Origin of the sequence: Acidovorax sp. 62 (genome assembly GCF_002754495.1) — a bacterium.
Taxonomy (GTDB): Bacteria; Pseudomonadota; Gammaproteobacteria; order Burkholderiales; family Burkholderiaceae_C; genus Acidovorax.
This window is the reverse complement of record NZ_PEFJ01000001.1, coordinates 2,416,070-2,432,488: the sequence shown is the minus strand read 5'-3', so window position 1 is coordinate 2,432,488 and position 16,419 is coordinate 2,416,070. Positions and strand designations below refer to the sequence as shown.

Annotated in this window: 16 protein-coding genes; 12 read left to right on the top strand and 4 right to left on the bottom strand. The window is 63.2% G+C overall.

Going from position 1 to position 16,419, the window contains the following annotated elements; genetic code table 11:
• Positions 1-75 precede the first annotated feature (75 nt).
• Genes CLU86_RS10955 through CLU86_RS10935 form a run of 5 tightly spaced genes read left to right on the top strand, consistent with a single transcriptional unit; the run spans position 76 to position 6,563 of the window.
• Positions 76-1,929, top strand: coding sequence for an extracellular solute-binding protein (locus CLU86_RS10955; RefSeq protein WP_233194955.1), 1,854 nt, complete (start codon positions 76-78; stop codon positions 1,927-1,929).
• An 11-nt stretch (positions 1,930-1,940) separates the two neighbouring features.
• A complete protein-coding gene (locus CLU86_RS10950; RefSeq protein ID WP_099741624.1) occupies positions 1,941-2,984 on the top strand; it encodes a microcin C ABC transporter permease YejB in 1,044 nt (347 codons plus the stop codon).
• Positions 2,981-3,862, top strand: a complete 882-nt coding sequence (locus CLU86_RS10945; RefSeq protein WP_143226701.1) for a hypothetical protein — start codon at positions 2,981-2,983, stop codon at positions 3,860-3,862. Before CLU86_RS10950 ends, CLU86_RS10945 begins: the two co-directional genes overlap by 4 nt.
• Before the next feature lie 26 nt (positions 3,863-3,888).
• Positions 3,889-4,929: an ABC transporter permease gene (locus CLU86_RS10940; protein ID WP_099741622.1), complete on the top strand. Its 1,041-nt coding sequence runs from the start codon at positions 3,889-3,891 to the stop codon at positions 4,927-4,929.
• Positions 4,930-4,940: 11 nt separating this feature from the next.
• Positions 4,941-6,563, top strand: coding sequence for an ABC transporter ATP-binding protein (locus CLU86_RS10935; protein ID WP_233194953.1), 1,623 nt, complete (start codon positions 4,941-4,943; stop codon positions 6,561-6,563).
• A 25-nt stretch (positions 6,564-6,588) separates the two neighbouring features.
• Here CLU86_RS10935 and CLU86_RS10930 read toward each other — a convergent pair whose 3' ends face one another.
• Positions 6,589-6,954 carry a FlxA-like family protein gene (locus CLU86_RS10930; protein WP_099743516.1) on the bottom strand — a complete coding sequence of 122 codons (366 nt, stop codon included), beginning with the start codon at positions 6,952-6,954 and terminating at the stop codon, positions 6,589-6,591.
• 103 nt (positions 6,955-7,057) lie between these two features.
• Between CLU86_RS10930 and CLU86_RS10925 the strand changes: the two genes are divergently transcribed.
• The 3 genes from CLU86_RS10925 (at position 7,058) to CLU86_RS10915 (ending at position 9,588) form a co-directional block, all read left to right on the top strand.
• Positions 7,058-7,999, top strand: coding sequence for a cation diffusion facilitator family transporter (locus CLU86_RS10925; protein WP_099741620.1), 942 nt, complete (start codon positions 7,058-7,060; stop codon positions 7,997-7,999).
• Positions 8,000-8,262: 263 nt separating this feature from the next.
• Complete coding sequence (locus tag CLU86_RS10920; RefSeq protein ID WP_099741619.1) at positions 8,263-8,913, top strand: DUF1003 domain-containing protein; 651 nt, start codon at positions 8,263-8,265, stop codon at positions 8,911-8,913.
• Positions 8,914-8,952: 39 nt separating this feature from the next.
• Positions 8,953-9,588: a hypothetical protein gene (locus tag CLU86_RS10915; RefSeq protein WP_099741618.1), complete on the top strand. Its 636-nt coding sequence runs from the start codon at positions 8,953-8,955 to the stop codon at positions 9,586-9,588.
• Here CLU86_RS10915 and CLU86_RS10910 read toward each other — a convergent pair.
• The gene (locus tag CLU86_RS10910; RefSeq protein ID WP_099741617.1) at positions 9,580-10,512 is read right to left on the bottom strand and encodes a LysR family transcriptional regulator; all 933 of its coding nucleotides are present in this window, start codon (positions 10,510-10,512) and stop codon (positions 9,580-9,582) included. The two genes, CLU86_RS10915 and CLU86_RS10910, sit on opposite strands and share 9 nt — an antisense overlap.
• Positions 10,513-10,631: 119 nt before the next feature.
• On the opposite strand from CLU86_RS10910, the gene CLU86_RS10905 reads away from it, so the two are divergent.
• Genes CLU86_RS10905 through leuD form a run of 4 tightly spaced genes read left to right on the top strand, consistent with a single transcriptional unit; the run spans position 10,632 to position 14,671 of the window.
• Positions 10,632-11,630, top strand: a complete 999-nt coding sequence (locus CLU86_RS10905) for a tripartite tricarboxylate transporter substrate binding protein (protein ID WP_233194951.1) — start codon at positions 10,632-10,634, stop codon at positions 11,628-11,630.
• A 31-nt stretch (positions 11,631-11,661) separates the two neighbouring features.
• On the top strand, positions 11,662-12,564 hold the full coding sequence (locus tag CLU86_RS10900; protein ID WP_099741616.1) for an alpha/beta fold hydrolase: 903 nt from the start codon (positions 11,662-11,664) through the stop codon (positions 12,562-12,564).
• 29 nt (positions 12,565-12,593) lie between these two features.
• Complete coding sequence (leuC, locus tag CLU86_RS10895) at positions 12,594-14,012, top strand: 3-isopropylmalate dehydratase large subunit (protein WP_099743514.1); 1,419 nt, start codon at positions 12,594-12,596, stop codon at positions 14,010-14,012.
• Positions 14,009-14,671, top strand: coding sequence for a 3-isopropylmalate dehydratase small subunit (gene leuD, locus CLU86_RS10890; protein WP_099741615.1), 663 nt, complete (start codon positions 14,009-14,011; stop codon positions 14,669-14,671). The genes leuC and leuD overlap by 4 nt, the downstream gene beginning before the upstream one ends.
• Positions 14,672-14,713: 42 nt before the next feature.
• Here leuD and CLU86_RS10885 read toward each other — a convergent pair whose 3' ends face one another.
• Both CLU86_RS10885 and CLU86_RS10880 read right to left on the bottom strand, forming a co-directional pair.
• Entirely contained in the window at positions 14,714-15,703 is a 990-nt protein-coding gene (locus tag CLU86_RS10885) for a PhnD/SsuA/transferrin family substrate-binding protein (RefSeq protein ID WP_233194950.1), read from the bottom strand.
• A gap of 196 nt (positions 15,704-15,899) precedes the next feature.
• Positions 15,900-16,400, bottom strand: coding sequence for a ribonuclease HI family protein (locus CLU86_RS10880; RefSeq protein WP_099741613.1), 501 nt, complete (start codon positions 16,398-16,400; stop codon positions 15,900-15,902).
• Positions 16,401-16,419 lie beyond the last annotated feature (19 nt).

Sequence of the window (16,419 nt, the reverse complement as noted above, 5' to 3'; positions counted from 1 at the left end):
TGTTCTCCTTGTGGAATGGGGATGGGGCCTGCAGGCGCAGTGCATGTGGATATGCGCTGCCTGCTGCAGTGGCCGATGAACGTAGTGCAGAATTGTCGCATGTGCCTTGTTGCAATCTGCTCTCGTTGGGTCCGCGCGGTGTTGTGTGCTGTGTGTGGCATGGTTATTGGATCGACGTCCTGGGCCGCGCATGCTTATTCACAATTTGGTGATGTGAAGTACCCGCTGGGCTTTACCCATTTTGACTATGTCAACCCTAACGCTCCGAAGGGCGGTGAGATTCGTTTGGTCCCGCCCATTGCGGTCACTAATTTCGATAAATTTAATCCGTTCACGCTGAAAGGAACTCCCCCTGCGGGGATGCAGGAGTTGGTTTTCGAGTCACTGTTGACAGGTAACTTAGAGGAGCCGTCCACGGGGTATGGATTGCTTGCAGAAGACGTGGACGTGCCTCCTGATGGTTTATCGGTGACCTTCCGGATTCGTAAGGAGGCGCGTTTCAGTGATGGATCTGAGGTGTTGGCCGCTGATGTGGTTCATTCGTTCAACACGCTGATGAGCAAGCAGGCATCTCCCCAGTTTCGGACGATTTTTGCTGACATCAAGACAGCTCGCGTGTTGGGCGAGCGACTGGTCAAATTTGAGTTCGCCAGCTCTAACCGAGAGTTACCGCTCGTGGCTGGGAGCATTCCCGTTTTCAGTCGGAAATGGGGTGCCGGCAAGCCTTTCGACGAAGTAGTCACTGATTTGCCAATTGCATCTGGGCCTTACCGGCCGTCCGGGTCTCAGTTGGGTCGCGACATTACCTACGTTCGTGACAAGAACTACTGGGGCACATCCTTACCTGTGCGCAAGGGTACGTATAACTTTGATCGAATCACCTACAAACTCTATTTGGACGACACCAGCCGTTTTGAGGGGCTAAAAGCGGGTGAATATGATTTGAAGCGGGAATTCATTTCAAAAAACTGGGCGCGCCAGTACACGGGCAAAGCGTTTGATTCCGGAGTAGTCAAAAAGCAGGTGTTTGAGCATCGCAACCCTGGAGACTTTCAGGGCTACACATTCAACTTGCGTAATCCCAAGTTCAAGGACATTCGCGTCCGCAAAGCCATTGCACTGACGATGGATTTTGAATGGCTCAACCGTCAGATGTTCTATGGCTTGTACAAGCGGGTGGAGGGCTATTTCCCAAATAGTGATTTCCATGCGTCTGGGTTGCCAGGGCCTGCAGAAATGGCTTTGCTTGAGCCACTGCGCGACAAGCTGAACCCCGATGTTTTTGGACCGGCTTTGCGATCACCCAGCACGCTACCTCCATCCAGCTTGCGGGACAACCTGCGCCAGGCGAAACAGTTGCTTGCGGAGGCGGGGTGGGTCTACCGCGACGGAGCCCTGAGAAACGCCAAAGGTGAGGCGTTCGAGATCGAATATCTGAATGCTCAGCCATCGTCGGTGAGATTGGTCAGTCCCATGCAGATTGCATTGAAAAAGCTGGGAATCGATCTGAAGATCCGTAATGTGGATGGTGCCCTTTATCAGCAGCGAATGGATGAGTTCGAATTCGAACTGGGCAGCCTTCGCATTCCAGGGCGAACTTCTCCTGGTAGCGATCTCTTTGAATACTTTGGTTCCAAGGCCGCTACCACCCCGGGGTCAGCAAACATGTGGGGTATTACCGATCCGGCCGTGGACAGTCTGATTCGCTCGGTGCTCTCTGCAAAGTCCAAGGCGGATGTGTCTGCTGCGATGCGCGCACTGGATCGGGTGTTGTCGCACGGCTACTACTCGATTCCCCAGTGGTACAGCGACGAGTTTTTTGTTGGCTACCGGCCTGCTGGTTTTGTCTTGCCCGCGACGATTCCGCCCTATTACCAGCCAGACTCCTGGGCTGCCGCCACATGGTGGGCTTCGCCAACGACCCGCTAGGTCCACATTGCATGCTCAGCTACATACTCAAACGCATTTTGTTGATGGTGCCCACGCTGTTGGGGGTGCTGCTTCTGACCTTTGTGGTCATTCAGTTCGTGCCGGGCGGACCGGTTGAGCAACTGGTGTCTCAGTTGCAAGGCCGTTCTTCCGGTGGGGAGGGGGCTGCTCCGAGTTCTGGGACGGGGGGGGATTACCGTGGCAGGCAAGGGCTGAGTCCGAAGCAGATTCAGGAAATTAAGGAACTCTATGGATTTGATAAGCCTGCACATGAGCGCTTCGTAAAAATGCTTTGGTCATTTGCCCGGTTTGATCTGGGGCAGAGTTTTTATCAGCGAAAGGCGGTTTGGGACCTCGTTCGCGAAAAGCTGCCTGTTTCCATCAGCCTGGGCCTGTGGACGTTTTTTATCAGCTACCTTGTTGCAGTGCCGCTGGGCGTGGCCAAGGCGGTGCGCGCGGGCTCGCGGTTTGATCTGGTCACCACGCTGCTCGTGCTGGTGGGCTACGCCATTCCGGGCTTTGTGCTGGGGGTGGCGCTGCTGGTGGTGTTTGGCGGGCAGCTGCAGTGGTTCCCACTGCGGGGGCTCACGTCTGCCAACTGGGAAGAGCTGTCGCTGTGGGGCAAGGTGACCGACTACCTCTGGCACATTGCGCTGCCCATCACGTCCATGGTGTTGGGCAGCTTTGCCGTCACCACCATGCTCACCAAGAATGCATTTCTGGAAGAGATCCGCAAGCAATACGTGCTCACCGCCCGCGCCAAGGGCCTGAGCGACCGGCAGGTGCTGTGGAAGCATGTGTTTCGCAATGCGCTCATTCCCATCATCACCGGCTTTCCGGCCGCGTTCATCGGTGCGTTCTTCACCGGCTCCCTGCTGATCGAAACCTTGTACTCGCTCGACGGCCTGGGCCTGCTCAGCTACGAAAGCGTGATCCGCCGCGACTACCCGGTGGTGCTGGGCACGCTGTATTTGTTCACGCTGATCGGTCTGGTGACCAAGCTGGTGAGCGACCTGTGCTACGTGTGGGTGGACCCGCGCGTCAAATTCGATTGACTGCGATTTTGAGGCGTGAGGATTTGAATATGCGAGACGATTGCATTAACCATTCACCACTGCAAAACGACGTTTTTTGGAGGATTTTTCCGTCGTGCGACTCCAGTCAGAAATTCCGCGTTAACTGCAAGAAGCTGACCCCGCAGCTTGTGGCCTTGGATGAGCAGGTATTTGCTGCCGCTATTGCACGCTGGGTGGTTGCATTAAGTCAATTGAAGCACCCAGAGTTTGCCAAATTCGTCTTGCAGGAAAGATTGTGTAGCAACGATCTGGAGTTTCTCAACCTGCGCTGCGCCGTTACTCTCAGAGGCCAGGAGTTTTATGACGCTGTTCGCAGTGGCCAATGGAGTTTGGCAACGGAATGCCAACCGGATGTGAGTGTGTGGATTGGATTTTCCGAGATGGTGCTTGGCGTCATTTGGGCTGCGTCGTATGAGAGAACGGGTGATGTTTCGCTGTTTGATCGACTGCTCTCAGACGACGACTACTTGAGCTTGTTAGTTACTGACTTCTTCACGCTACCTGATGGCCCGTTGATTGAGTGTGGGTCCGATGAATGGTTGCAACAGCTAACGATCGGACGTACCTCTGAAGAAACTATTGCGCTGCTGCGGAGGCTTGAGCAATCCATGAGCGATGTAGAGGGGCTGTCGTTGCAAATGCCTTCTTGCCCAACACGTTCCCAGCGCGCAGTGGTTCCACAGCTGGGTTGCGTGCGCCATGGTTCCATCCTGATCGACCCCCATGGCGAGAAGCGTTGGGTTTATTCAGCAGCCGTGCGCAGCACCGGAGAGGTTGAAATCATGACGTTCAGAAGGCAGGGGCGTAGCAATGTTGTGCTCAGCGCTGCTGGCAAATGGCAATTGGTATCCGCATGACTGCATCGACTATTGGGCATCCAGACATGAACGCCGTTTCCGTTGCGCTGTCCCCCTCCCGCCGTGCCTGGCTGCGCTTCAAGCGCAACCGGCAGGGCTACTGGAGCCTGTGGTTGTTTTGTGCCCTGGTGCTGGTCAGCCTGTGTGCCGAGTTGGTCAGCAACGACAAGCCGCTCATCGTGCGTTACGAGGGGCAGACCTACTTCCCCATGCTCAAGGACTACCCAGAGAAGACCTTTGGCGGCGACTTTGAGACCCCCACGGATTACCTGGACCCCTTTATCAAAGAGCGCCTCTCTGCAAGTAGCAACTGGGCGCTGTACACCCTGAACCCCTACGGCCCCAACACGCTCAACTACTTTGCCAAGTCGCCCAACCCGTCGGCCCCCACGGCCGACAACTGGCTGGGCACGGACGACCGGGGGCGTGACTTGCTGGCACAGCTGCTCTACGGCTTTCGGGTGAGTGTGCTGTTTGGCCTGGCGCTCACAGCCACCGGGGTGGTGCTGGGCATGGTCACGGGCGCTATCCAGGGCTTTTTTGGGGGCAAGACGGACCTGGCCTTTCAGCGCTTCATTGAGATCTGGGGGTCCATGCCCGAGCTGTATTTGCTCATCATCTTCAGCGCCGTGTTTGCCCCCAGCATTGCGTTGCTGCTGATTTTGCTGAGCCTGTTTGGCTGGATGGGCCTGTCGGACTATGTGCGTGCCGAGTTCCTGCGCAATCGCCAGCTTGACTACGTGAAGGCCGCACGCGCCCTGGGTGTGAGCAACATGCAAATCATCTGGCGCCACATCCTGCCCAACAGCCTCACGCCCGTGGTCACCTTTTTGCCGTTTCGCATGAGCGGGGCCATCCTCGCGCTGACCTCGCTTGACTTTCTGGGCCTGGGCGTGCCGCCCGGCACCCCCAGCCTGGGTGAGCTGCTGAGCCAGGGCAAGAACAGCATCGACGCGTGGTGGATTTCGCTGTCCACCTTTGCGGTGCTGGTGGTGACCCTGCTGCTTTTGACATTCATGGGCGATGCCCTGCGCGATGCGCTCGACCCCAGAAAGGCTGACCAGTGATGCCACAGCCTATGAACCAGCCCCTGCTGCAGGTCGCAGACCTGCGCGTTCGCTTTGGCACCAAAGAGGTGGTGCGTGGCGTGAGCTTTGACATTGCCCCCGGTGAAAAGCTCGCGCTGGTGGGCGAGTCTGGCTCGGGCAAGACCATCACCGCTTTGAGCTTGCTGCGTTTGGCTGGCGATGCAGCAGTCTCGGGCCAGGCATTGTTTGCCGGGCGTGACTTGCTGGCCCTGACCGAGCGTGAGATGCGCGGCGTGCGCGGGGGTGATGTGGCGATGGTCTTTCAGGAGCCCATGACGGCCCTCAACCCGCTGATGACCATCGGCCAGCAGATTGCCGAGATTTTGTTGCTCAAAAAGGGCCTGACGGGCGCGCAATGTGCGCAAGCAGCTATTGAATTGCTAGCAAAAACCGGCATCCCTGAGCCCGCGCGCCGCGCCAACAGCTTTCCGCACCAGCTCTCGGGTGGCCAGCGCCAGCGCGCCATGATCGCCATGGCCCTGGCCAGCAGCCCCAAACTGTTGCTGGCCGACGAGCCCACCACAGCGCTCGACGTGACGCTGCGCGGCCAGATTCTGGACCTGCTCTCTGAGCTGCAGCGCCAGACCGGCATGGCCGTGCTGCTCATCACGCACGACCTGAACCTGGTGCGCCGCTTTGCCGACCGCATTGCCGTGATGGAGCAGGGCGTGCTGGTAGAGCAGGGCGCTGTGGCCGAGGTGTTTGCCAACCCGCAGCATGCTTACACCCGCCGCCTGCTGGCCAGCCAGCCACGGCGTGACGTGGTCGAGGCGGACCCGCCTGCAGGCACGCCGCCCGTGGTGCAGGCGCGCCAGCTGCGCGTGACCTACCCCACGCCCCTGCCCGGCGTGCGGGGCTGGTTCAAAAAGGGCGAGTTTGTGGCCGTGCAGGGGGCTGATTTGCAACTGCTGCCGGGGCAAACACTGGGGGTGGTGGGCGAATCAGGCTCGGGCAAGTCCACCTTGGCGCAGGCCATTTTGGGGCTGCTGCCGTCGGGTGGCGATTTGCAGGTCAACAGCCAGGCGTGGCAGCAGCCCGCCACGCGCAACACCCCGGCCAACCAGGCTTTGCGCAGGCGGGTGCAGGTGGTGTTTCAAGACCCGTTCTCGTCGCTCTCGCCACGCATGACGGTGGAAGAGATTGTGGGCGAGGGCCTGTGGGTGCATGAGCCTGCGATGGAGGTGGCTGAGCGCCGCCGCCGCGTGGAAACAGCCCTGGCCGAGGTGGGCCTGACCGAGGCGCAATTCCCCGGCTTGCTGGCGCGCTACCCGCACGAATTTTCAGGCGGCCAGCGCCAGCGGCTGGCGGTGGCCCGAGCCCTAATCGTGCAGCCCCAGGTGCTGGTGCTCGATGAGCCCACCAGCGCGCTCGATGTGACCATCCAGCAGCAGGTGCTGGCCTTGCTGCAGCGCCTGCAGCGTGAAAAGGGCTTGAGCTACCTGCTCATCACGCACGATGTGGAGGTGATCCGCGCCATGGCGCACGATGTGCTGGTGATGAAGGACGGCGCCATTGTGGAGTGTGGGACGGTCGATGCCGTGCTGAACCAACCGGAACACCCCTACACGCAAAAGCTCGTGGCTGCAGCCACGATGGTCGCTTCGCAAACGTAGTTCGCGGCACGCTGTCGGGCGGCGGTCAGGCGAAGGTGTCTACGTTGTCGCCCAGGCCGGGTGTGCGTTGGCGGCCGGACGTGGCGCTGTTGTTTTGCTTGGCCTGGGTTTCAGCGGCTTTTTGTGCCTTGGCAAGCTCGGCCTGCTTTTGCTTTTCGATCTGCGCTTGCTGGTTCTGGCGCTGAATGGCTGCAATTTGTGCCTGCACCATCTGGATCTGCGCTTGCAGGGCCTCTACCTTTTGCTTTTTGGCTTTGGCGTCCATGTCAGAGGTGGCCACGCCTTTGAGTTCGTCGGTCAACTGGCGCAGCTGCTTTTGCAGCTTGGCGATTTCGCTGGAGGACTGGGCGCCTGATGCCCTGCTGGTGGAGGAGGCGCTAGAGACTTGCATGGTAGGGTTATCGGCATATTTGCGCAAAACTGAATGGGCCTCAATGCATTCTTAAGACTGGGCGTGTAGCCTGTGGTGCTTCACGGAATTTGAATCACCGCCCATGAACTTCAACGAACTTGACGGCAGCGAAGACACCCAGCATACGCCCCAAGAGCGCGCCGCTGCCGCCTCGCGCAGCACCTGGGTCAGCGTGGTGGTCAACCTGGTGCTCAGCACTGTGCAGATCGTGGTGGGCGTGCTGTCCAAGTCGCAGGGCTTGATTGCCGACGGTATCCACTCGTTGTCCGATCTGGTGGCTGATTTTGTGGTGCTGTTTGCCAACCACCACTCGCAAAAAGACGCCGACGAAGACCACCCCTACGGCCACCAGCGGTTTGAGACCGCAGCCTCGTTGGTGCTGGGCTTGCTGCTGCTGGCCGTGGGTGTGGGCATGGTGTGGTCGGCCGTGCTGAAGCTGGAGAACCCCGACACCGTGCCCCAGGTGCACGCCGTGGCCCTGTGGGTGGCGGGCGGCGCTTTGCTGGGCAAGGAGCTGCTGTTTCGCTACATGCTGGCCGTGGCCAAGCGGGTCAAGTCCAGCATGCTGGTGGCCAACGCGTGGCATGCGCGGTCGGATGCCGCCTCATCGCTCGTGGTGGGCGTGGGCATTGCGGGCAACCTGGCGGGCTACCCCATCCTCGACCCGATTGCGGCCTTGATCGTGGGCTTCATGGTGGGCAAGATGGGCTGGGAGTTTGGCTGGGACGCCATGCACGACCTGATGGACCGCGCGGTGGACGAGCAAGAGGTGCAGGCCATTCGCCAGACCCTGCTGGACACCCCCGGCGTGGCAGGCGTGCACGATGTGCGCACGCGCAAAATGGGCGACATGGTGGTGGTGGACGCCCACCTGGAGGTAGACGCCCGCATCACCGTGGAAGCCGGGCACGACATTGCCGTGCTGGCGCGCCAGCGCGTCATGCAGCGCCACCGGGTGCTCAACCTCATGACACATGTGGACCCTTGGCGCAAACCCGATCTGGACCACACGCTCAAGCCATAGGGATGTCCTGCATAACTCCCTGCGGTCTGTGGTCGTGCTGCCTCGATCGGTTCGCTGCATTGCTTTTCTTGCCAATGGCCCGGCTATTGGCTGCCAAAAAGCGCCTTGCGACCCATCCCGATCCGCACTACCACCGCCTCGCGAGGGCCATGCAGGACACTAGGCCCAGACGTTCTTTGAACTGGTTCTCAAACCCCGCTCAACGCGCATTGCCAGCCGCGGCCGTGCGTGGGTGATCACTCCATAGTGCGAAAGGTATCGGCATGAACCATCCTGCAGGCCCGTCAAGTAAGCCCGGCCAGGGGCCAGACAGCGCCCCCGCCACAGCCACGCAAACGGGTGCGCGGGCCATTGCAGCGGCCGGGGCCGAGCACCGGCGTTACCACTCGCAGCATGCGCATCTGGCCCCTACGTTTGGGGCCGACCAGTTTGCCCTGCGGGCCGAGGCTTTTGCCCGATTTTTTGGAACCCCGTTGTTCCTGGGCGCGCAGACCGTGGTGGTGGCCGTGTGGATCATCGTCAACTCTGCGGGGTGGCTGCACTTTGATGTGTACCCCTTCATTTTGCTGAACCTGGCCTTCAGCCTGCAGGCGGCCTATGCTGCGCCCTTGATCTTGCTGGCCCAAACCCGGCAGGCCGCCCGCGACAAAATGCACGCCGAGGCCGACGCCCAGCACCGCGAGGCCCTGGCCGTGGCCAACGAACAGCGCCAGTTGATCGCTGCGCAAAACGCCACCCAGATGCTGGAGCTGCTGGAGCAAAACACCCGCCTGACCGAGCTGACCAAGCAGCTGACGGAACGCATTGAGGCACTTACCGTCGAGATGCACGAGCGCATTCGCCACGGCCTGCCTTCGTCAGAGGCGCTGCAGCCGGGCACCAGCGCGCAAGCTCGCGCCCAGACACCGCCGTAAAGTGCTTTGAACAGGTTCTTGGATACGTCCCGACACGCCATGCCCACACACTCTCACGAACCGCTCCAAAGCCCCAGCGTGGTGGCCGATTTGCCGCCGTGGGCTGCGAAGCTCATCGAGCGCATGAGGATGGAGGGCACGCCCACCGCGCCCGCACAGCCCCTCGCGCTGCTGCACCTGGGGGCACACACCACGCAGGTGTGCCTGTGGAGCCCTGCTGAGGTACGCCCAGCGCACCTGTTGGTGTTGCCCTTGGGGATGGAGGCCACGGCGCAGCGCTTTTTTCGCGCTGCCATTCCTTCGCCGCTGGATCTGGAGACAGCCATCGCCCATGTGGAAGACGAGGTGTACCTTGCGCACCAGCAGTACCTGCCTTGGGCCGAGGCGGCCCAGGCGGTTGGTGGGCCTGTGGCGTGGTGGAGTGCCGACGAGGCTTTGGCCGAACTGGCTGGGCTTGCTGGTGTGCCCGCCGCTGCCGACCAGGTGCTGGCACTGGACGCCATGGAGCGGTTGTTCCAGCGCCTCACCTACGTTGCCCAGGGTCGGCCTGCCGCCAGCGAAGGCCTGCCCGAGCGAGCATCGTTTTTCGCCGCCTTGTTGCTGCTGCGCGAGCTGATGCACCACATGCCGTTTCACACGCTGCATGTGGCAGGGCACCCCACGCCATCACGCTGACGGCGGTGTACCTGCCTCTTGGGGGCGGGGGAGGGTGTTGCGGGCAAACCAGGTGCCCAAAAAATCCACCAGCGCCCGCGTCTTGGCCGACAGGTCGCTGCGCGTGGGGTACACCAGCATTACATCGGCCGGTGGCAACTGCCAGGCGGGCAGCACGGCGATGAGCTGTCCTGTGGTCAAGTGCGGGGCCACGTCCCATTCTGAGCGCAGCAACACCCCCCGGCCATCCAGCGCCCAGGTGGTGGCGGCGCCACCATCGTTGGTGCTGAGCATGCCGCGCACCTTCACCGTTTCTTGCCGTGGGCCCTGGCTCAGGTGCCAGGTGCCGTAGGTCTCGTCGCTTTCGCGGATCACGATGCACTGGTGACCCAGTAGGTCGGCGGGTTGCTGCGGTGTGCCGGCGCGGGCCAGGTAGCTGGGGGCAGCGCACAGCACACGCCGGTTGGCCCGCAGGCGGCGTGCGGTCAGGCGCGAATCGGGCAAATCGCCAAAGCGCACGGCCGCGTCAAAGCCTTGCTCCACCAGGTTGATGGGGCGGTCGGTCAGGTGCAGTTGCACCTCCACCTCAGGGTAGGCCTGGGCAAAGGCCGACAGGGCAGGGGCCAGGTGCACACGGCCAAAGCCCAGCGTGGCAGCCAGTTTGATGAGGCCCCGTGGCGTGCTGCGGGCGCCTGCCACGGTGCGCTCCAGCGCATCAAGGTCGGCCAGGATGCGGGTGCCTTCGAGCAGGTAACTCTCGCCCTCTGGCGTGAGCGCCATGCGCCGCGTGGTGCGGTGCAGCAGGCGCACGCCCAACCGGTGCTCCAGCTGCGCCAGGCGCCGGCTGGCCGCAGGCGGGGTGATGCCCATTTGCTGCGCGGCGGCAGCGAGGCTGCCTTCCTTCATCAGCAAGGCAAAAAAGCGCAGGTCTGAAAACGCGTCCATGGGGTGGGGTGATTAATGCTTTTAATTTACGAATGAAGTGATTTTGAATGACTTTATGCCGATGCAATGCACTCATAAGATGCCCAGACCCAACAAAAAGACCTGCAGGAGACAAACCCATGAACGCATCCTTCCGCCGCTGCCCTGTACCTGGGCTGGCGCGCCGCACCCTGGTGACCGCCGCCTTGGCTTTGGGGGCCGTTGCGGGCGCCTGGGCACAGGCCTACCCCGCCCGCGCCGTCAAGCTCGTGGTGCCTTACGCGCCCGGTGGCAGTGCCGACATTGCAGCGCGGCTGGTGACGGACGAATGGGGCAAGGCCCTGGGCGCCTCGCTGTTCATCGAGAACAAGGGCGGCGCGGGCGGCAACATTGGTGTGGACATGGTGGCCAAGGCGCCGCCAGACGGCTACACCATCGGCTTGCAAACGGTGTCGTTGGCCATCAACCCCAGCCTCACCGCCAAGATGCCCTACGACACCCTGAAGGACCTGGCGCCCATTGGCATGGTGGCCAGCTCGCAGCATGTGCTGGTGGTTCACAACGCCTTGCCAGCGAAAAATCTCAAGGAGCTCATCGCACTGCTCAAGGCCAAGCCGGGGCAATATTCCTATGGCTCGGCCGGGGCGGGCAGCACCTTTCATATGTCGGCCGAGCTGTTCAAGGCCGTGGCGGGCACGCCCATCGTGCACATCCCCTATCGTGGCGGCGGCCCGGCCATGATCGACACCATGTCAGGCCAGGTGGCGATGAGCTTTCCTGTACTGTCGGCCGCGCAACCGCATGTGCAGGCGGGCAAGCTGCGCGCCTTGGGCGTCACGGGCACGAAGCGCTCGCCCCTGATGCCTGAAGTGCCCACCATCGCGGAGGCAGGCCTGCCGGGCTACGCCTTCGAAACCTGGTTCATCGTCTTCGTACCCGCTGGCACGCCCCGGCCCATCATCGACAAGCTCAACACCACACTCAACCAGGCGCTGGGCACCCCCGCCTTGAAGGAGCGCATGGCCAAAGATGGGTTCGATCCCATCCCCTCAACCCCCGAGCAGGCCCGCGCCCGGCTGGAGCAGGAAATGCCCCAGTGGGCCAAACTGATCAAAGAGCGCGGTATCACCGCCGAGTGAGCGGGCTCGCGTTCCACATTGCCTCACAACCATGACCACCACTCCGCTTTTCCCCGGCTTCACTCCCCATCGCGTGCCCACGCCCGATGGCCAACACATCCATGCACTTGTCGGTGGCTCAGGCCCGCCCTTGCTGCTGCTGCACGGGCACCCGCAGACTTCGGCCATCTGGCACAAGGTGGCACCCGTGCTGGCGCAGTATTTCACGCTGGTGCTGGCGGACCTGCGCGGGTATGGCGATTCGGCGAAGCCCGAGGGCGACGCGGAGCACCTGCTCTACAGCAAGCGCACCATGGCCGCCGACATGCTGGCTGTGATGCAGTACCTGGGCCACCCGCGCTTTGCCGTGCTGGCCCACGACCGGGGCGCCCGCGTGGCCCACCGCCTGGCGGCCGACCACCCGGATGCCGTGCAGCGCATGGTGCTGCTGGACATAGCCCCCACGCTCGCCATGTACGAGCAAACCAGCAATGCCTTCGCCCGAGCCTACTGGCACTGGTTCTTTTTGATCCAGCCCGCCCCGCTGCCTGAACGCCTGATCGAGGCAGACCCCGCTGCTTATGTGCGCGACGTGATGGGTCGGCGCAGCGCAGGTCTGGCACCGTTCGACCCCCGGGCCCTGGCCGAGTACGTGCGCTGCCTGACCTTGCCTGGCACGGCCCACGGCGTCTGCGAGGACTACCGCGCCGCCGCAGGCATCGACCTGGTGCACGACCGCACCGACCGCGATGCGGGCCGCCAGCTGGCCATGCCGCTGCTGGCTTTGTGGGGCGAGCAGGGCGTGGTGCACCAGTGCTTTGAGCCGCTCAAGGAGTGGCAGCGCGTGGCGGCCGACGTGCGCGGCCATGCGCTGCCCTGCGGCCACTACATCGCCGAAGAAGCGCCCGATGCGCTGCTCGACGCGGCGCTGCCTTTCCTGCTCGCAGGCCAATAACCCATTCCCCCACACCCACCACGATGACCATGACCACGCCCGCAACGCTTTACCAGAAGCTGGTGGCATCGCACACCGTGGCCGTTCTGGACGAACAGAACGTGCTGCTGTTTTGTGACCTGCACCTGATGAACGAATACACCAGCCCCCAGGCCTTCGCTGGCCTGCACGAGGCGGGGCGCGGCGTGCCCGTGCCGGGGCAGAACGTGGCGGTGGTGAGCCACATCATCCCCACGCACCCGGGGCGCCACCGGGTCATTCAAGACCCGCCTTCGGCCCTGCAGGCCCGCAACCTCAAGGCCAACTGCGACCGCCACGGCATCCCGCTGTTCGACACCAACGACCCGCTGCAGGGCATCGAGCACGTGATCGCGCCCGAGCACGGCATGGTGCGCCCGGGCATGGTCATCATCTGCGGCGACAGCCACACCACCACCTATGGCGCCCTGGGCGCGCTGGGCTTCGGCATTGGCACGTCCGAGGTGGAGCATGTGCTGGCCACGCAGACCCTGGTCTACCGCCGGGCCCTGGACATGCGCATCCGTGTGGACGGTGCGTTGCCCCTGGGCACCACCGCCAAGGACCTGATCCTTCTCATCATCAGCCGCATCGGCGCGCAGGGCGCGCGCGGCTTCGTCGTCGAGTTCTGCGGCAGCGCCATCAGCGCCCTGTCGGTCGAGGCGCGCTTCACGCTGTGCAACATGGCCGTGGAAGCCGGTGCGCGTGGCGCCTTGATTGCACCCGACGCCACCGCCATCGACTACGTGTTGGCCAAGGCCCCCGACATCACCGGCGACGTGCGCACGCAGGCCCTGGCCCACTGGGCCACGCTGCGCAGCGACGACGGCGCAGTGTTTGACGTGGAGCATGTGTTCGACGCGACCAAGGTGGCTCCCTTCGTCACCTGGGGCACCAGCCCCGACCAGGCCATGGCCATCCACGCCACGGTGCCCCGGCCCGACGACATGGCCGATGCCGTGCAGCGCAGCAGCGCCGAGCAGGCCCTGCGCTACACCGCGCTGGCGGCAGGCCAGCCGCTGGTGGGCGTGCCGGTGCAGCATGTGTTCATCGGCTCGTGCACCAACGCGCGCATCGAGGATCTGCGTGAGGTAGACCGTATCGTTGGCAGTCGCCGCGTGGCGCACGGCGTGCGCGCCATGGTCGTGCCCGGCTCGGGCGCAGTGAAGGCCCAGGCCGAGGCCGAGGGCATCGCCGCGCGCCTGGTGGCTGCGGGCTTTGAATGGCGCCAGCCCGGCTGCTCCATGTGCCTGGCCATGAACGACGATGTGCTGGCCCCCGGCCAGCGCTGCGCATCCACCACCAACCGCAACTTTGAAGGCCGCCAGGGCCGCGGCGCCATCACCCACCTGATGAGCCCGGCCATGGCCGCCGCAGCCGCCGTCACCGGCTGCATCACCGACGTCCGCAGCCTGGAGACCGCCGCATGACCACCGACAAAAACACTGCCGACCACCGCGTGATTCACGGCCAAGCCGCCGTGCTGGCCACGCCCAACCTCGACACCGACCAGATCATGCCCAAGCAGTTTCTGCGGGGCATCGACAAGGCGGGCCTGGCGCCCGGCCTGCTGTACGACCTGCGCTTTGATGAGGGCGGGCAGCCCCGCGCAGACTTTGTGCTGAACCAACCCGCCTTTGCTGGCGTGGATGTGCTCATTGCGGGCTCCAACTACGGCTGCGGCTCCAGCCGCGAGCACGCCGTGTGGGGCATGCAGCAATACGGGTTCAAGGCGGTGGTGGCGTCCAGCTTTGGCGAGATTTTTTACTCCAACGCCCTCAACAACCGGCTGCTGCTGGCCATGGTGGACGAGGCCGATGTGCAGGCCTTCATGGCAGAGGCCGCTGCGCAGCCTGGCCCGCTGCCGCTCACCATCGACGTGGCGCAGCGCGTGGTGCGCAGCCCGGGGCACAGCGCCGGCTTTGTGCTGTCTGACCGGCACCAGCGCATGTTTGTGCAGGGGCTCGATGTGATCGGCGCCTCGCTGACTTACGCCGAACACATCCGTGCATTTGCAGACCGGCACTGGGCCGCCCAACCCTGGGTGCGCGATGTGGCCCGGCGCACCCGGGATCGGCTGGCGGGATAGGCCCGCCACCGAAAAGATCGTAAACAGGTTCTGTGCCGCGCCTTACTTGGCCGCTGCAGGCTTGGCTTCTGCCAGGGCGGCCTGGGTCTTTTTGTGGACCTCCATCACCGTGGCAAAGTCACGCTCGAAGTTGATGGGCAGCATGGTGTCGTTGCCCGGCAGCAGCTGCTTGAGCTTGGGCGAGAAGCTGTAGGCGTACGAGCATTTCTGCACGCGGTTTTGCACATCGGGCGAGGCGTTCTTGCCCAGTGTCCAGGTCTCGGTCATGAAGGGCGCGCTTTCCCACAGGGTGCGAATGCTCGATCCCTTCACATCGCCCTTGAGGACCATGCGCTGGTACAGGTCGCTGGCCACGGCGGCTGCGGGGTAAAAGCCGTGCATCACGCCCGTCACCGACCGCTCGTGCCCGTTGGAGAACACCACTTCGTAGTTCTTGTCCGGCACCAGCCCAATGGCCGGGAACAGCGCGCGCGGTGCCAAGTTGCCCGAATTGGAGGTGGGCGTGGAGTGGGCAATCTTCTTGCCGATCAGGTCCTTGGGCTCCTTGAAGGGGCTGTCCACCCGCGCAATCAGGATCAGGTGGTACGAGTTGCGCTTGCCCGATGCCTTGTTGCCCGGCACGGCAAACGGCGTGGGCTGGCCTGCGGCCACCAGTTGCGGCACCAGGCCGGGGTTGACCTGGGCCAGTTGCACCTTGCCTGACGTGATGCCTTCGATCAGCTCTTTTTCGCCTAGCAGGTCGATGTTGGAGCTGCGCTCCAGCGACTCGCCTTGCTGGTTCTGCAAATCCAGGTTGCCGCAGCGTGCCAGGTGGTTGAAGTAGTCGCCCCACAGCAGCATGGTTTCGGCCTTGGCGTAGGTCTTGGGCATGGCCACCACCAGCTTTTCGCGGGGGCTGCTGGCAAAGTTGGGGGCCGGGCTGGCGGCAGCGGCGCGGGCCTGGGCTGCTGCGTTGTTGTTCTGTGCTGTGGCAGTGCCGAGCACCGCAGTCGCGCCTGCCAAAAGCACCACCCAGCGTGCATCACGTCGCATTGGTTTTTCCTCCATGAGTTTTTGCGGCTTGGACGGATGGTGCCAAGCCGGCAAAGTATGCAGGAGGATTGTTGCCTAAACGTAAATTTTGTGACTTTTGTGTGACGGTACTGCGACACAGCTGGGCCGGTGCAGGCCTGCAACAGACCTGTACTGGGCCTGTACTGGGCCTGTACTGGGGCCGTCCGGCGGTGCTTCAGCGCTTCTTTTTCTTGTGGCTCGGGTGCTTTGCCACCTTGGCGGGGGCGCCCAGGGCGGCACGCGCCAGGGTGTCGGCGGCGCTGTTGCGGTGGCGCGGAATCCACTGCAGCTGCACGCTGTCAAAGCGTGCCAGCCAGGCGCGTGCGCTGTCAAACAGTTCGGCCAGCCGGGCAATGGGCGCGGGCGTGCGCTGGTTGGCTTGCGGCGGCTGCAATTGTTCGATGAGGAGGGTGCTGTCGCTGTACACCGCCACGGCCCGCGCACCCAGGGCGTGGGCGTGCTGCAGTGCGGCCATCAGGGCGCGCAGCTCGGCCTCGTTGTTGCAGCCCACCAGGCTGCTGGTGAGCGACAGGCTGTGCTGCTGCCCATCGGGGGCCAGCAGGGTGGCCCCCAGCCCCATGCGGCCGGGGTTGGGAATGGCGCTGCCATCGCAGTGAATGACCCAGAGCCCTGGCGGCGCAGGCTGCGCCACGGGCAAAGTGGGGTGCTGGGCCATGCAGGCGTGAAGGCGATTG

Coding starts and splice junctions, on each gene's coding strand:
- CLU86_RS10950 (WP_099741624.1), top strand. CDS start 1,941: ATGCTCAGCTACATACTCAAACGCATTTTGTTGATGGTGCCCACGCTG.
- CLU86_RS10920 (WP_099741619.1), top strand. CDS start 8,263: ATGAACCATCCTGCAGGCCCGTCAAGTAAGCCCGGCCAGGGGCCAGAC.
- CLU86_RS10910 (WP_099741617.1), bottom strand. CDS start 10,512: ATGGACGCGTTTTCAGACCTGCGCTTTTTTGCCTTGCTGATGAAGGAA.
- leuD (WP_099741615.1), top strand. CDS start 14,009: ATGACCACCGACAAAAACACTGCCGACCACCGCGTGATTCACGGCCAA.
- leuC (WP_099743514.1), top strand. CDS start 12,594: ATGACCACGCCCGCAACGCTTTACCAGAAGCTGGTGGCATCGCACACC.
- CLU86_RS10930 (WP_099743516.1), bottom strand. CDS start 6,954: ATGCAAGTCTCTAGCGCCTCCTCCACCAGCAGGGCATCAGGCGCCCAG.
- CLU86_RS10915 (WP_099741618.1), top strand. CDS start 8,953: ATGCCCACACACTCTCACGAACCGCTCCAAAGCCCCAGCGTGGTGGCC.
- CLU86_RS10925 (WP_099741620.1), top strand. CDS start 7,058: ATGAACTTCAACGAACTTGACGGCAGCGAAGACACCCAGCATACGCCC.
- CLU86_RS10905 (WP_233194951.1), top strand. CDS start 10,632: ATGAACGCATCCTTCCGCCGCTGCCCTGTACCTGGGCTGGCGCGCCGC.
- CLU86_RS10940 (WP_099741622.1), top strand. CDS start 3,889: ATGAACGCCGTTTCCGTTGCGCTGTCCCCCTCCCGCCGTGCCTGGCTG.
- CLU86_RS10885 (WP_233194950.1), bottom strand. CDS start 15,703: ATGCGACGTGATGCACGCTGGGTGGTGCTTTTGGCAGGCGCGACTGCG.
- CLU86_RS10900 (WP_099741616.1), top strand. CDS start 11,662: ATGACCACCACTCCGCTTTTCCCCGGCTTCACTCCCCATCGCGTGCCC.
- CLU86_RS10880 (WP_099741613.1), bottom strand. CDS start 16,400: ATGGCCCAGCACCCCACTTTGCCCGTGGCGCAGCCTGCGCCGCCAGGG.
- CLU86_RS10935 (WP_233194953.1), top strand. CDS start 4,941: ATGAACCAGCCCCTGCTGCAGGTCGCAGACCTGCGCGTTCGCTTTGGC.
- CLU86_RS10955 (WP_233194955.1), top strand. CDS start 76: ATGAACGTAGTGCAGAATTGTCGCATGTGCCTTGTTGCAATCTGCTCT.